6 protein-coding genes and 2 pseudogenes are annotated in these 15938 nt (G+C 66.4%); 2 read left to right on the top strand and 6 right to left on the bottom strand.

Annotated elements, in window-relative coordinates:
• Window positions 1-2: 2 nt before the first annotated feature.
• A complete protein-coding gene (locus EET03_RS04930; protein ID WP_099193986.1) occupies window positions 3-8579 on the bottom strand; it encodes a type I polyketide synthase in 8577 nt (2858 codons plus the stop codon).
• A gap of 120 nt (window positions 8580-8699) precedes the next feature.
• A complete protein-coding gene (locus EET03_RS04925; RefSeq protein WP_075541725.1) occupies window positions 8700-10142 on the bottom strand; it encodes an FAD-dependent oxidoreductase in 1443 nt (480 codons plus the stop codon).
• Between the two features lie 209 nt (window positions 10143-10351).
• On the opposite strand from EET03_RS04925, the gene EET03_RS04920 reads away from it, so the two are divergent.
• On the top strand, window positions 10352-10762 hold the full coding sequence (locus tag EET03_RS04920; RefSeq protein ID WP_075541726.1) for a DUF732 domain-containing protein: 411 nt from the start codon (window positions 10352-10354) through the stop codon (window positions 10760-10762).
• A 3-nt stretch (window positions 10763-10765) separates the two neighbouring features.
• Here EET03_RS04920 and EET03_RS04915 read toward each other — a convergent pair whose 3' ends face one another.
• On the bottom strand, window positions 10766-11059 hold the full coding sequence (locus EET03_RS04915) for a DUF3017 domain-containing protein (protein WP_075541727.1): 294 nt from the start codon (window positions 11057-11059) through the stop codon (window positions 10766-10768).
• The gene (locus tag EET03_RS04910) at window positions 11056-11913 is read right to left on the bottom strand and encodes a bifunctional methylenetetrahydrofolate dehydrogenase/methenyltetrahydrofolate cyclohydrolase (protein ID WP_075541728.1); all 858 of its coding nucleotides are present in this window, start codon (window positions 11911-11913) and stop codon (window positions 11056-11058) included. The genes EET03_RS04915 and EET03_RS04910 overlap by 4 nt, the downstream gene beginning before the upstream one ends.
• A gap of 39 nt (window positions 11914-11952) precedes the next feature.
• Here EET03_RS04910 and EET03_RS04905 point away from each other — a divergent pair, with 39 nt between their 5' ends.
• Window positions 11953-13137, top strand: a complete 1185-nt coding sequence (locus EET03_RS04905; RefSeq protein ID WP_063471944.1) for an NADH:flavin oxidoreductase — start codon at window positions 11953-11955, stop codon at window positions 13135-13137.
• A gap of 58 nt (window positions 13138-13195) precedes the next feature.
• On the opposite strand, the pseudogene EET03_RS04900 reads toward EET03_RS04905, so the two are convergent.
• Both EET03_RS04900 and EET03_RS04895 read right to left on the bottom strand, forming a co-directional pair.
• Window positions 13196-14534: pseudogene (locus EET03_RS04900) on the bottom strand (TfuA-like protein).
• Window positions 14531-15774: pseudogene (locus EET03_RS04895) on the bottom strand (YcaO-like family protein). Before EET03_RS04895 ends, EET03_RS04900 begins: the two co-directional pseudogenes overlap by 4 nt.
• Window positions 15775-15938: the final 164 nt, after the last annotated feature.

Here is a 15938-nt window from a genome sequence, read left to right as displayed (position 1 = left end):
ATCTATTCCTGGTTTGTCTTGTTGCCTCGAGCAATGTCCATAAGTTCGCTCAGACTCATGCCTGCGATAGCCTCTGCTTTGCTATCCGGACCCGATGATTGCATATCGTTGGCGATATCACGGAGCATTGCTAAAATCCCTGTCTCCGTAAGCCGTTTTTCTGGAATTATCGAGATGAGACGCTGAATTTCGCTGTCTGGTACGTTCCGAGTTCGGATAGTGTCGTCGTTTCCGAATAACTGATCGCGAAGGTGCCTGGCCAGGGCCGCGGGGGTGGGGTGGTCGAAGATCAGGGTTGCCGGCAGGGTGAGGCCGGTCTGTTGGTCGAGGGCGTTGCGTAGTTCCAGGGCGGTCAGTGAGTCGATGCCGAGGTCTTTGAAGGGACGGTCTGGATCAAGCGTGGCTGGGTCGGGATGAGCCAAAACGGTGGCGGTGGCGGTGGTCACCAGCGCAGTGAGACCGTGTAGTTGCTCTTCAGGAGCTTGCTTGGCCAGTCGCGCCTGAAGGCTCTCGGCACTGGCCGCGCTGGCGCGCGGGCGGCTGGTGGTAAGTGTCGACAAGATCGGGGGGAGGGCGTTTTGGCGCGCGAGGCGAGCCAGCGCCCGCGGGGAGAAGGGGCTGACGACCGGGGCGGGAAGTTGCTGGGGCAGTGTGGCATCGAACAGGGCCAGGCCGTGTTCGGTGCTGATGGGGGTAAAACTGTTGCGAGTGAGGCGGGCCTGGTCGGCGGACGTAAGGTGAGCCGTCATACCGGTGGGGGTTTGCCAGTAGCCCCAGGCCAAACTTGTGGCCTGGCGGTGATCGCGGTGACGCTGCTGGGCCAGCGCGTCGAGGAAGGCGTTGGCGGCCGCGTAGTTGGCCTGCCCGGGACTGCCCAGTATTCCTGCGGCAGAGGAGAACAACACAAACGCGGCCAAGTCGCGATCGCGGGTGAGTTGGTCTAGATACCAGGCGGCATCGGCCTTGGCGACCAAGACCCGGTCTAGTTGATCGCCGGTCATTTCGGCCACGACAGCGTCTTCGAGGACGCCGGCGGCGTGGATGACCGCGGTCAACGGATGCTGAGCGGGAATGCCGTCTAACAGCGCGGTCAGGTCGGCGGCGTTGGCGGTGTCACAGGCGGTGATCGCGACCTGGGCGCCCATCCGGGTCAGGCGTTCCTCGAGTTCGGCTGCACCGGAAGCGGCCGGGCCGCTGCGAGACACCAGCAGCAGATGCTCGATGCCGTAGTGGCTGACCAGATGTTCGGCGAAGATCGCGCCCAGCATCCCGGTACCACCGGTGATCAGCACTGTGCCCGCGGGATCCAACTTCGCGGGGGGGATTAGCACAATCTTTCCGGTGTGCATCCCTTGGCTCATGTCGCGGAAGGCCTGAGGGGCGTTGAGCAGTCCGTAGCTGGTGGTGGGCAAGGGCGTCAGGATGCCTGCGGCGAGCAACCCGATCAGGGCGGTCCATGCCGGCTGGAGGGATTCCGCCGGTGCGCTGGCCAGGTCCAGGGTCTGATAGTCGACTCCGGGGTGGGCGGCGACGATGTCGGGTGCCAGGCGGATGTCGGTCTTGCCGATTTCGATGAAATTACCGCCGCGCGGCAGCAGTCGCAGCGAAGCGTCGACGAAATCTCCGCTAAGGCTGTTGAGCACCACGTCCATGCCCTGCCCGTCGGTGGCGTCGTGGAAGGTGTCGGCGAAATCCAGCGTGCGTGACGAGGCGATGTGCCCGGGGTCGACCCCCAGATCGTTGAGCACGTGGTGTTTGTTCGGGTGGGCGGTGGCGAACACCTCAGCACCCAGGTGCTGCGCAAGGCGGATGGCGGCCTGGCCGACCCCCCCGGCACCGGAGTGGATGAGCACCCGCTGCCCAGCCGATAGCCCGGCGATCTCGACCAAAGCGATATAAGCGGTCAAATACGCTATCGGAACCGACGCGGCCTGGGTAAACGACCATCCAGCCGGTATGGGTTTGACCAGGCGCTCATCGGTGACGGCGGTGGGCGCGAACGCGTTGCTGGGGAATAGGCCCATCACCGCATCACCCGGTCTCAGGGATGTCACATCGGCAGCGGTTTCAATGACCACCCCGGCGGCTTCGGCGCCGAGCCCTTCATCGGCGATGGCGCCGAAGGCGACCACCACGTCGTGGAAATTGAGTCCGGCGGCCCGGACCTGAATGCGGATCTGCCCCGGGCACAGCGTGGCGGGAGGCTTGGTGGGGACCAGGGTCAGGTGGGTTAGGTCACCTTTACCGGTGGTGGCCAAGTGCCAATCGGGGGCATCCGGTGGGGTCAGGGCCGAGGTGCGGGCCAGGCGGGGGATGCGGGCAACACCGTTGCGCAGGGCCAGCTGCGGCTCGTTGGCCGGTCGCGTCAACGCGAAGGCCAGCAGGTTGTCCGCGGTTGCGGCGGTGGTGTCGGTGTCGATCAAAGTGATGCGATGGGGGTGCTCGTTTTGGGCGGTGTGTATCAGCGCCCAGACCGCGGCATGCGCCAGATCGGGCACACCGTCATAAGCGCTGACACTGACTGCGTGACGGGTGACGATCACCAGGTGGGTGCCCAGGACGTCGGGACGGGCCAGCCAATCCTGCAGTTGGGTGAGAGTGCGGCGAGTCAGGATGTGGAGTCGGTCAACGGGGTTGGAGTCCTCGCCGGGATCGGGCAGCGGCAAAGGCCAGACCACCAGGTCAGACCCGGGGGTCACGGCGGCCAGGTCGTGGTGGATCGGGCCGCCATGCAGGCTGGCCGCAAGCCGATCGGGTTGCTCGGTGACAACCGCCCACCCGGGGACGGCAGCCGCCGCCGGGGAGGTGTCGTCGAAGAGGGGCAGCCAGCTCAGTTGGAACACGCTGTCATGGAGCGCGGCCGCAGCTGCCGGCTGCTCACCGATGGGCGGCAGTTCACGCAGGGTAATCGTTCGGATGGTGATCACCGGGGCACCGGTCGGGTCGGTGGCGTGAAGCATGAAGGTATCCGGGCCGGTGGCGGTGAGCTGGACGTGCAGCCGGCTCGCCGCGGTGGCGTGCAGGGTGATGGCGGCGAACGCGAAGGGCAGCCGAGACTTCGGAAGGTCAGCGTCGGAAGCGGTGCGGTCAAACACGGAGGCCAAGGGGTGCAGGGCGGCGTCCAGGAGGGCCGGGTGGATACCGTAGCCGGTGATGTCGGTGTCGGCGGGAAGTGCGACCTCGGCATAAACGACCTCCGGCCGGGCGGGGTCATGACCCATACCACGCAGCGACCGGAACGGGCCGCTGTAGCCGTATCCCAGCTGAGCTAGCCGTTCGTAGAAGTCGTCCTGGTCGAGGGCCTGCACACCCGGCACCGGGGTGAGCGGGGGGCCAGCGGCGGGCTGCTCGGCGCTGAGTACACCGCTGGCGTGCAACGTCCACGCCGCCGGGGTGTGCTCGTCGCCGGTTCGGGCGTGCACGCTAAACGGGCGCCGGCCGGTGTCCTCGGCCGAATGCACAGCGATCTGCAGATCGGTGCGCGTATGGTCGTACAGCCTCAGGGGGGCATGCAGGACCAGCTCGTCGATGACGGGGCAGCCGGCGTACTCACCGGCCTGCAACACCACATCGATGAACCCGGTTGCGGGGAACACCACGGTGCCGTTGACCTGGTGGCCGCCCAGCCAGCCCTGAGTGGCCGTCGACAATCGACCGGTCAACACGACTTGGTCCTGGTCAGCAAGGTCGATCGCGGCACCCAGCAGGGGATGCTCGGGCCGGCCCAGTCCGGCAGCGCCGACCTCGGCTGCGGAGGTGGGGGCCAGCCAGTAGCAGCGGTGTTGGAAGGGGTAGGTGGGAAGCTCGACGATGCCCGCGTGGGGATAGAGACTGCGCCATGACGGGCTGTGGTTGTGATTGTGCAACTGGGCCAGCGCGGTGGCCAAGCTGTCGTGGTCGGACCGGTCTCGGTGCAACGTGGTGATCACCGCTGACTGAGTCCGACCCGCGGTCTGGGCCAAGGTGTCGGTGATCGCCGGGGCCAGCACCGGATGCGGTGACAACTCCACAAACGTGTGTTCACCGGCGGCCAAGAACGCGACCACGTTGTCATGGAACCGGACCGGCTCACGCAGGTTGCGATACCAGTAGTCGGCATCCATGGTGGTGGTATCGAGGGGAGCGGCTGAAAGTGCTTGTCCCACTGTGGAGTACAGCGGGATGCGGGCCGGCGCCGGAGTCAGCTCGGCCAGCTCGGCCAGCAGGCGCTCACGCAGTGGTTCGACCTGAGCAGAGTGCGAGGCGTAGTCGACGGCGATGGGCCGGATATGGATGCCGTCACGATCGCAGGCCGTGCTGAACTGCTCTAGCGCAGTGGGGTCGCCGCTGATGATGGTATGTGAGGGCCCGTTGATCGTGGCGATGCTCAACTTCTCGCCCCAGGGTCGCAGGCGTGGGTGCAATTGGTCGGCGCTCAGCAGGACCGACGCCATGGCCCCGGCTCCGCGCAGGGCGCTCAGCGCTTGACTGCGCCGCGCTACGACCTTGGCGGCCTCGGGCAAGGGAAACACCCCGGCGATATATGCCGCGGCGATCTCGCCTTGGGAGTGGCCGATCACTGCGTCGGGGACAATGCCGTAGTGGTTTAGCACCTCGGCCAGCGAAACCATCATCGTGAACAGCACCGGCTGGACCACATCGACGCGGTCCAGCGCCGGGGCCGCCGGGTCCTGACACAAGACCTCGCGCACCGACCAGCCTGTGAAGGGGCGCAACGCCTGGTCACAGTCATCGACCGTGTCGGCGAAGACGCGGAGGTGTTCGTAGAGCTCTCGACCCATGCCGGCGTATTGGCCGCCTTGGCCGGGGAACACGAACACGGTTTTAGCGCGAAGGTGGGCCAGGTGATGGTGTCGGGTCAGCTGCGGATGGGGTTGGTCGGTGCGCAGCGCATTGAGGGCATCCAGCAGGTCTTTGCGCCGATCAGCGGTGGCCTTCGCAGCGGTGATCACCGCCCGATAGGGGTGGTGGGTGCGGGTGCAGGCCAGGCTGTAGGCCACATCGGTGAGATCCAGGTCGGGATGGCAGACCAGGTATTGGTGCAACCGGTCGGCCTGCGCGCACAGCGCCGCTCGGGTGCGCGCCGAAACCGGCCACAGTGGCAACAGGGGCAGCCCAGACTCGACACCGTCGTCGGCGCCCCCGACCGAAGGCAGGGTCGCAGCCGGGTCGACCACCGCGGTGGGGGCTTGCCGCAGGATGAGATGGGCGTTGGTACCGCTGATCCCAAACGAGGACACCGCCGCGGTACGCGGATGATCGGTGACCGGCCAGGGCACGGCCTCGGTGAGCAACCGAACAGTGCCGGCTGACCAGTCGATGTGCGGACTGGGACGATCAACGTTGCGCGTCGGCGGCAAACTGTCATGGTTGAGCGCAGCGATCATTTTGATCATTCCGGCGACACCGGCAGCGGCCTGGGTATGACCGATGTTGGATTTGATCGATCCCAACCACAGTGGGTGCTCTGTCCCACGCGCAGCACCGTAGGTAGCGATCAGGGCGCCGGCTTCGATCGGGTCACCCAAAGTGGTGCCGGTGCCATGAGCCTCAACAACATCCACCTCATCAAGGCCGATACCGGCGTTGGCCACAGCCTGGGTGATGACGCGCTGCTGAGCGGGCCCGTTGGGGGCGGTCAACCCGTTAGAGGCACCGTCTTGGTTGATCGCCGAGCCCGCGACGACCGCCAACACCGGGTGGTTGTTGCGCTGCGCGTCGCTGAGCCGTTCCAGCACCAGCACCGCGGCCCCTTCGCCCCAGCCGGTGCCATCAGCAGCGGCCGCAAACGCCTTACAACGCCCATCGGCGGCCAGCCCGCGCTGCCGGGAGAACTCGGTGAACACCGCTGGTGTGGTCATCACCGTGACACCACCGGCCAGGGCCAAACTGCACTCCCCGTTCCGCAGCGACTGACACCCCAGATGCGCGGCCACCAGCGACGACGAACACGCCGTGTCAACAGTGATGGCCGGGCCCTGCAAACCCAACGCATAAGCAACACGCCCAGAAGCCACACTGGTCGACGTCCCGGTCATGGCGTAACCCTCCGCGCCATCAGAACCGCCCCCGCCGTACAGCTGCGACCACGTTCCGACGAACACCCCGGTCTGCGAACCCACCAACGCGGCCGGATCAATCCGGGAGGTCTCCAACGCCTCCCAACACACCTCCAGCAACAACCGCTGCTGGGGATCCATGGTTTGGGCCTCCCGCGCCGAAATCCCGAAAAACTCGGCATCAAACCCACCCACATCGGCCAAAAACGCCCCGGCACGCGTATAGGTCTTACCCACCGCATCAGGATCAGGATCAAACAAATCCGCCAGATCCCAACCACGATCGGTCGGAAACTCCCCCACCGCCTCAGTGCCACCAGCCACCAAATCCCACAACGCCGCCGCCGAATCCACCCCACCGGGAAACCGGCACGCCATCCCCACCACAGCAACCGGCTCGCCCGTCGCCACCTGCGGCGCCGCCGGCGAAACCGCCACGGCCGGTGCGCTCCAGAGATGACCTAGATGGGTAGCCAATTCCTCCGGGGTGGGGTAGTCGAAGGCCAGGGTGGGCGGCAACGCCAACTCGGTGACCGCGTTGAGGCGGTCAAGTAGTTCAGTGGCTTTCACCGAGTCAAAGCCCAGGTCCTGGAACGCGCAATCAGGATCGATGTCGTCGGGGCTGGCATAGCCCAGCACCGTTGCCGCCTGCGAGCACACCATCCCGACCAGGAGGTCATGTTGTTGCTGGCGCAGCGTGCGCAGGCGTTGTGCCAAAGTCACGTCGGCCCCGGCGCCCGCGCCAGTGTCATCAACCGCGCGCTGTGCTGGCCGGCGAATCAGCCCGCCATCCACGCGGGTGAACTCATTGCGCAGATATCGCTGTAGACAATCCCTTCTCCTGACCTTGCCGCTTGTGGTGAGGGGAATCGAATGTGGGGGCACCAGAACAAGATCCGCCACGCTCAGACCGTGCGACTTCGATATCGCTGCCGTGATGTCCCGCCGGACGCCGCCTATCCTGTGCATCGCGGCCTCTTCGGAGTCCTCGCCCACCTTGAGTTCGACAATGGTGACCAGCTTCTCCGGGCCGTCATCATCGGAAACCGCTATCGCCACGCAGCGGCCTCGGGTGATCTCCTGGATCGTCGCCTCGATATCGTCGGGAGCATAGTTTCGCCCGTAGACGATCAGGAGATCCTTGATCCGGCCGATGATGAAGAGATCGTCGTCGGAGAAGACGCCCAAATCGCCGGTTCTCAGCCAAGGGCCTTCCGGTGTGCCGGCCGACGAACCGACAAGCGTTGCGCCGAAGGTGCGTTCGGTCTCCTGAGGTTTCTGCCAATAGCCTGCGGCAACGTTGTCGCCATACACCCAGATCTCACCGACGGTTCCCGCCCGACACTCGGTTCTGGTCTCAGGGTCGACGATACGAACCGTCGGTGACTGCGGCTTGCCGTAACTGATCAGCGGTGTACCGTCTCCGCTTGCGCACCGCGTCGCGTGGCCGGCGGTCAGGTTCTCGGGGTCGAAAAATACGCTTACCGGTGGTTGACCCGATTCGCGGGTCGCGACGTACAGCGTGGCTTCCGCTAGCCCGTACGAAGGCCGTAACGCCTCCGGGCGAAGATTGAAGCGGGCGAACCGCTCAGCGAAGCGCTGCAGCGTAGCGGGGTTTACGCGTTCGGCACCATTGAGGATGTTGCGCACACCCCCGAGATCAAGCCCGGCCAGGTCTTCGTCCGATGTTTTTCGTGCTGCCAATTCGAAAGCAATGTTCGGCCCCGCCGAAAATGCGTGACTGTTGCTTGCCAGCAATTGCATCCACCGCGCTGGTCGCTGCAAGAACGACGGCGGACTCGTCAGCACAGTTCGGAACCCCCCCAAGATCGGGAAGGCAGTTCCCAGTATCAAACCCATGTCGTGAAAGAGCGGCAGCCACGACACCACGGTGGTGTCGGGCGGGGCAATCCCCTCCTCGTAGTAGGCGGACATGAGCTGTTCGCAGTTGACCTGAATGTTTCGGTGGGACACCACGACTCCCGCCGGCGTTCGGGTGGACCCGGAGGTGTACTGCAAATGGGCAACGCTTGGCGGACTATCGGTCTGGCCGGCGGGCGCTTGCTGAGAGTCAAGGTCCAGCAAATCAACCTCGATGACCGATGGCGCGCATCCGCCAGGCTCCGGCTTGGCGTACCCGGCGATATCGTCTACCACAGCGGATGTCGTGAGAATCGCCGAAGGCGACGCGTCACGCAGCACGGCACCGACCCGCTCATCGCTGGCTCCGCCCAGCGGCATCGACAGCGGCACCGCGATCTGACCGGCCTGTAGTGCGCCGAGAAACGCGATGACGTACTCCAGTCCTTGCGGCGCCAGTATCACCGCACGGTCACCGGTTGACCCGCAGGCTGTGAGCTCCCGGGCGACGTTCAGCGTCCGCCGATACAGCTGCGACCACGTCAGACTTTCCGCAACGCCCGCCCAGTCCTGCTCGTAGTCGACAAACGTGAACGCCGTCTCCTCGGGCCGCAGGCTGGCACGCTGCTGCAGCACGGCGGGAATCGAGTTCTCACGCACAGCTAAACGATAGGGGACGAGTAGACAGGCCGTCAGGGGAACCCACGCAGCCCAGAACAAGCCACTTTCGGACCCAACCGCGCCCGCTCAGCGTGCTGTCGCCGCGCAGCTGGATACCCGTCAGAAGTTGAGACCCGAGTACATCAACCGGTTGGGGTCGTACTGCTGCCGGATCTCGGTGAGCCGCGACAGATTCGACCCGAAGTATCGCGACGGCGCGGTGTTGGGTTCCAGGTAGTTGACGTACGCGCCGACCGAAAACTGTTGCACTGCTTGATGTGCGGAGCTTAGCCAGTTGTTGGCCGCGGCGGCTTGCCCGCTGTTGGGCGTCTCGACGTACCACTGCGCGACGGCGGACTGCCGGCGCCACGGAAAAGCCGAGCCGGCCGGATCGATATCGCCGACCGCGCCGCTGAGCGTGTCCACGATCACCGACGCCCGCCCCGAGGCCGGCGGCCACTTTCCCAGCGCTGCGACAATGGCTTGTGCCGCAGCCGAATTCACCGTGCCGATGACGTCGGACCCGGCCACGAAGGCGCGTGGTGAACTCGTCGAACTGCCGCCGGCCAGATACATCACCAGGTCCATATGACTCAGCGTCTTGTGCTCGGTCCCGGTGGGCTGTACACCGACCGCGGATTTGATCGCGTTGGCCATGCCGGGACCCGACCCCGCCGGGCAGGTCGCCAGCACATGGCAGTTGGCCTGTGAGGCGTTGACCGACATGTCGACCAGACCCCAGGTGTTGCGGTCGGCTGCCGCCAGCCAGGTCTGCCAGCCGGTCAGCACCTGGGCCGCCGACGATGGGGCGAAGTCGACGCGCACCACGTCGGAGTCGGCGGTCGGGAAGGTCGCAAACGTCATCGAGGTCGTCACCCCGAAGTTGCCGCCCCCGCCGCCCCGCAACGCCCAGAACAGATCGGGGTGATCGTCGGCGGATGCGGTGACCGTTTGCCCGCTGGGCAACACCACCGTCGCTGACTTGAGCGCATCACAGGTCAAGCCGGCGTGGCGGGAATCGGCGCCCATTCCGCCGCCGAGTGTCAGGCCGCCCACGCCGACGGTCGGGCAGCTGCCGGTGGGAATCGCGCGGCCGGCGCCGGCCAGCGCCTGCTGTACCGCGTACAGATCGGTCGCGGCCGGCATCGTCACGTTTCCGGTGGCGCTGTCGAGATTCACGCCGCCGGTCAGGCCGCGCAGATCGATCACCATGGCGCCGGCGGCGGCCGACGCGCCGATGTAGGAATGCCCGCCGCCGCGCGGAGCGATCTTGAGCTTGTTGGCGGCCGCGAACGCGACCGCCTTCTCGACGTCGGCTTGCGAAGTGACCGTGACCACCGCCGCCGGGTTCGAGCCGTTGTAGAGCGAGTTGAATACCTGCTTGCCAGAGGTGAACGAGCCCCCGCTGTCGGGCAGCAGCACCCGGCCACCGATCGAGGAGGCCAGACCGCTCCAACCGCTAGACGGAGCCGCAGCCGCCCGCACCGGCCGGAACAGCGCTGATGTCGCCAACGCTCCCACCGCGCCGCGAAGGAACGCTTGCCGAGAAATCATGGGCCGCATTGTCAATCGGCGCGACGGCGAAACCGGCTGAGGTGCGACGTGTCGTGGCACAGTGTGACGCGATCGTGTCGTTGGGCGCGTGCTGACAGTCGACGGCAAACCTTTACGTGGCCGTGTTCGAAACGAGACAGCCATGCAGCAAGGTTCGTAGAAGTCGCTTGAGTGTGCCCGAATGGCCTGGTGCGCTCCGAATTGAATGGGGAACGGACATGAAAGCATGGCGTCATCAGCCACTCACGATCCGCCTGTTGGCGGGGTCCGCAATGCTGCTCGCCGCGGCCGCGGCATTGGCGGCACCGGCTGAGGCCGGCACCATCGACGACGCCTTCATCAACGCGCTCACCGAGGCCGGCGTCAACTACGGCGACCCGGCAAGTACCGTGGATTTGGGCCGCTCGGTGTGCTCGACACTGGCCCGACCGGGCGGGTCGTTCAACTCGGCGGCGGCGACCGTCGTCGCCGCAGGCACCGGCATGCCCAAGCCGATGGCGCAAATTTTCACCAGCATCGCCATTTCGACGTATTGCCCGCAGGCGATGACGGACGTGGCAACCGGCAACCTGCCGGGTTTGCCGCAGATACCGGGGATACCCGGGTTTTCGGGTTCAGCCGGGTTTTAGGGTTCAGCCGGTGCCCAGCGGGTCGATCGTTGACGCGATATAGACCATCGCGGCCCCCACCACCGCCATGGTCGTGAAGTCCGTTCCCTTGCTGCGCACCACCAGCAGGCCGGCCAGCTCGTCGGACAACACCAGCCGCAGCGCGGCCGCCACACCCACACCGATCCCGATCAACAACGCACCTCGACGCCAGAAGTTCGCCCCCACCAGCACGAACGCCGCCACGAAAATCAGCCCCACGAGCAGGATCGGCCACTGCGCGCGAAACGTGTGCGCAAGGATGGCCCGCGCCGTCATCGTTGCTCGGCCAGCTCGACGACGTTGGTCAGCAGGAACGCCCGGGTCAGCGGCCCGACGCCACCGGGGTTCGGCGACACGTGACCGGCCACCTCCCACACGTCGGGGTGTACGTCGCCGACCAGCCCGTCCGCGGTGCGGCTGACTCCGACGTCGACCACCGCGGCGCCGGGGCGCACCATGTCCGCGGTCAACATGTGCGGCACCCCGACCGCCGCCACGATGATGTCGGCTTGCCTGGTCAACGCCGCCAGGTCGCGGGTTCCGGTGTGGCACAACGTCACCGTGGCGTTCTCGGAGCGGCGGGTGAGCAACAGCCCCAGCGGGCGGCCCACCGTCACACCGCGGCCGATGACGACCACGTGCGCCCCGGCGAGTTCGACGTCGTAGCGCCGCAGCAGGTGCACGATGCCGCGCGGGGTGCAGGGCAGCGCCGCCGGGGTGTTGAGGACCAGCCTGCCGAGGTTGGTCGGGTGCAGCCCGTCGGCGTCCTTGCCCGGGTCGACGCGCTCCAGCGCCGCGTTCTCGTCCAGATGTTTGGGCAGCGGCAGCTGCACGATGTAGCCGGTGCAGTCGGGGTTGGCGTTCAGTTCATCGATGGTCTCGTTGAGCGTGGCGGTGCTGATGTCGGCGGGCAGGTCGCGGCGGATCGACGTGATGCCGACCTTGGCGCAGTCGGCGTGCTTACCCCGCACGTAGGCCTGCGATCCGGGGTCCTCGCCGACCAGGATGGTGCCCAGCCCGGGGGGGCGGCCCGACGCAGCCCCGGAAGAAGTCAGAGCCGCCACCCGCCGCTTCAAGTCCACAAAGATCTCGTCGCGGGTGGCCTTGCCGTCCAGCGTGATTGCGCCCACCCCAGACAGTGTGGCACGTCCGCCGCGTACGCTCCTGACATGGCCGATGCCCCCGACGTGTTCAGCCCGGCCAAGCTGGGCCCGCTGACGCTGCGCAACCGGGTCATCAAGGCCGCGACGTTCGAGGCGCGCACGCCCGATGCGCTGGTAACCGACGATCTGATCGAGTACCACCGGCTGCCGGCGGCGGGCGGGGTCGGTATGACGACGGTCGCGTATTGCGCGGTCTCCCCCGGCGGCCGCACCAGTGGCGACGGGATGTGGATGCGGCCCGAGGCGGTGCCGGGGCTGCGCCGGCTCGCCGAGGCCGTGCACGCCGAGGGCGCGGCGGTCAGTGCCCAGATCGGTCACGCCGGCCCGGTGGCCGACGCCCGCTCCAACAAGGCGACCGCGCTGGCTCCGGTGCGGTTCTTCAACCCGCTCGCGATGCGGTTTGCCAAGAAGGCGACCCGCGACGACATCGCCGATGTGACGGCCGCGCACGCCGACGCCGCCCGCCTGGCCGTCGACGCCGGCTTCGACGCCGTCGAAATCCATTTGGGCCACAACTATCTGGCGAGCTCGTTTCTGTCGCCACTGATCAACCGGCGCGACGACGAGTTCGGCGGGTCACTGGAGAACCGGGCCAAGGTCGCCCGCGGATTGGTGCTGGCCGTTCGCCGCGCCGTCGGACAACAGATCGCGGTGACCGCCAAGCTCAACATGGCCGACGGCATCCGCGGCGGCATCACCACCGAGGAAGCGCTGACCACGGCGAAGTGGCTGCAGGACGACGGCGGGCTGGACGCGCTGGAGCTCACTGCCGGCAGTTCGCTGGTCAACCCCATGTACCTGTTCCGCGGCGACGCGCCGGTCAAGGAATTCGCCGGCGCCTTCAAGCCGCCGCTGCGCTGGGGCATCCGGATGACCGGCCATAAGTTTTTCCGCGAATACCCCTACCGCGATGCCTATCTGTTGCGCGACGCTCGGCTGTTTCGCGCCGAGTTGTCGATGCCACTTATTCTGCTGGGCGGAATCACCAACCGGGAGACGATGGACCTGGCGATGGCCGAGGGATTCGAGTTCGTTGCGATGGCCCGGGCGCTGCTGGCCGAGCCCGACCTGGTCAATCGGATCGCCGCCGACGGGCAGCGGGCCCGTTCGGCGTGCACACATTGCAATCTGTGCATGCCCACGATCTACAGCCGCACCCGCTGTGTCGTCACCGGCGCGCCCGACCGCTGACGATGCACCCGCGTCGAAAACACCTATGCCACGCGCCGAGGTTCCCTCGGCTTTAGGTTTAGGCGGGACCCAAGGAGCCGACTTCGAGGGACGGCAGCCGGTCATCGGCGGCGGCGACAGCGAACAGGGTGGCGGCGGTGCAGGTTCAAATGCGGCTTGCGACGGGATAATTCGTCGCGCCTGGCCAGCGCGTGGGCCGTAGCAATGCGCCAGTACGGCAGGCGCTCGTCCGCGCGTAACAGGTCGAGAAAGTGCTCGATTGCCGGAAGTGCCCGGGTGACAAACAATGTGCGGGTGATCAGTCGCGCCGAGACGGCAATCGGGTCATCGCAAAGGATTTCGTTCTCTTCGGCGGTCAACCACTGCGGCCTGACCGGCTCGGGGAGGCCGGACTCGTCGGCAAGTCCGACGGTTACGGCGTGGTGGTGGGCGACGGTCTCCAACGCGCGTTGCCGGGTGTCGGCAGCAACCTGCGCAATCGCGCGGGATGCGTCGTGGCGAACGTCGCCGCTGCGCCCGGGCTGCGTCAGGCTCCAGTGCCAGGAGGCGACCTGCTCGAGGGCGGGCAGGTAGGCCCAGCGGTCGGTGGCGCAGATGCTCAGCAGGGATAGGACGTCGGTGTCGCGGACCTCGATGGTGGTGTTGGTTCCGCTGTCGGTGGTGATGGCCACTGGAACGGGTGGTGCCCAGCGTTGTTGCCAGCGTTGGGACCAGATGGTTGGCGGTGGGCCGGGGCGGGTCGCCGCGCCACGGTGGCCGTCGGTGATGTTGCGCAGTGCCAGTAGCGCATCGGCGTGTTTGATGTCGACCCGCAGTTCCTGAAATTGTTTTGTCAAGCAACGTCTTTCGGGCACATCGAGGTCGGCGAGGAGGCGGTCCCAGCTGCGCTCGGTGAACGGCACGCGGCGGGCCGCTTCGACGATCTCTGCCGCTAATTGAGCCGAGAGCAAACCGGTCCCGACGGCGCGCCGCAGCGTTTGGCGGATGTTGACCAGCGCGTCGACGAAGACGGGATAGCCGTCTTCAGGCTCGCCGTGCACCATGCCGACTTCGTCGTCGGCTTCCAAGTTTCCGTTGCGGTAGCTGTCGAATACCCAGCCGTAGCCTTCCATGCCGAAGGGATGCAGTTCGGCGGCGCGCAGCGCGCCCATGCTGGACGAGCCGACGACGCGGACACCGGCGTCCATCACAGTCAGGAGTTCTTTGTGCCGCACCGGGGGGTGCTGGAAGAACAACCCGTCAACGATCAACAGCGTGTCGCCCGCTTCCAGCCCGTATTGCAGGGCGTCGCCGAACGAAATCGGAGGCACCACTTCGGCATTGGGCACGACCGCGTGGATATCGTCGACGCCTATGGTGGGCCCCGCCGTCACCACGATCCGGCCGGCGGCCGTCATGCCAACTCCTGCAAGGGGGTACGCATCGGAGAACCGTGTGATGCCGTCAGGCCGGGCGCGATGACCTTCACCACCGGAACGCAGCTGCCGGCCAGGTCGCACACGACCGCCAGCGGCTCGGTGCCCGACCGCGCGGCCACCGCCGTTGCGGCCGAAGCCAACAGGTCACTGAGCGAACCGGTGTCGGGAACGTGCCACGATGTGGGTTCGGCGGTAGGCAACTGCCGCCTGGTTGGCCGCAACGGGCCGTAGGCGTGCACTCGGGCGAAGCGGTGATACAACGCCGGTGACAGATCCTCGCGAGCTCCGCTGATCGCCGTCAGCCGCGATTGCGCGGCTTCGGTGATCGCGCGAGACAACGCCACGTTGGGATCGTGGTGTAAACCGAAGCCGCTGAACGGCACCCCCAGCATGGGCGAACAGATCTCGGCGGTAAAGCAAGGGAAACCGTCCCACGTGTCGGTCCGCGCTATCTGCAGTTCGCTCCCGGCCCGGTGAACCATGTCGACCAACTCGGCGCAGCCGGAGTCGGCGACATCATCGACAGGCACCTCGAAAAGTGTGCTTCCGGGCTCGCCGGCGGCCATGGCGTGGCGTTCCATGACCTCGTAGAGGGCAGGCTGGCCTCCCAGTAGCTGTTGCCCGAGGCCAACCCCGTGGTGTCCATCGAGAACATCGGCGGGTCCCAGCGGTTGTGGACCGCCGCGTTCACCAGAACCGCCTCCCAGGGCACCCAGGTTTGGCGGCCGGTCAACAGCGTCGTCGCTGTCATCCAGTCGAGCTTGGCGCCCGGATGGTAGATGCTTCGGGCCGACAGGAGCAGCTGGGCGGGATCGTAGGTCAGTGCGGCCGCGATGTCCCTCGTGGTCATGGAAAACAGGTCGGGCGTGACGTTTTCAGCGTGCCAGGTTTCCAGCGATTCCATGACCGCAGAAACTTGGGCGGCGCGGTAGGTGGTGGCCTTGCCCTGACTGACCGACAGTGTCAGCGAGGCGGGGCGCACTGCCTGAACGGTGGGAATGCCGAGATCATCGAGCCAGGTGAGGTCGGCGACACGGGTGATGCCCGCTGATTCCAGCATCGGTTGCACGGCCTGCCAGGTCTGCTCGGGAGAGATGATGCGATAGGTCCCCGCCCGACGGGCGATGGAGGTGGGATCGGCATTGCCCAGCACCCGGGTTGGGCACTGCGACCAATCCGGGCCCACGGACACGGCGGTGGGCCGCGACGCATGATTCAGCCTCCTTCCGCGGGGACGAGCGGTGACCAGCCGCGGTTGGTGGTAGGACTTACCTCGATCTGATCGTTACTTACCATGCAAAATTGTAACGATAGGCAATAGTAGCCTACGGCTGTCGAATGCGCGTTCCGCGTTGTGTTCCGTTTCCTGGGGGGTTGCGGGGG

Origin of the sequence: Mycobacterium innocens (genome assembly GCF_900566055.1) — a bacterium.
Taxonomy (GTDB): domain Bacteria; phylum Actinomycetota; class Actinomycetes; order Mycobacteriales; family Mycobacteriaceae; genus Mycobacterium; species Mycobacterium innocens.
The sequence above is the reverse complement of the archived record's forward strand: the minus strand, read 5'-3'. Positions and strand labels throughout refer to the sequence as shown.

What these genes read in the sequence shown, in the direction of transcription:
- EET03_RS04905 (WP_063471944.1), top strand. Translation starts at nt 11,953, where the DNA reads ATGGCCGATGCCCCCGACGTGTTCAGCCCGGCCAAGCTGGGCCCGCTG.
- EET03_RS04915 (WP_075541727.1), bottom strand. Translation starts at nt 11,059, where the DNA reads ATGACGGCGCGGGCCATCCTTGCGCACACGTTTCGCGCGCAGTGGCCG.
- EET03_RS04920 (WP_075541726.1), top strand. Translation starts at nt 10,352, where the DNA reads ATGAAAGCATGGCGTCATCAGCCACTCACGATCCGCCTGTTGGCGGGG.
- EET03_RS04925 (WP_075541725.1), bottom strand. Translation starts at nt 10,142, where the DNA reads ATGCGGCCCATGATTTCTCGGCAAGCGTTCCTTCGCGGCGCGGTGGGA.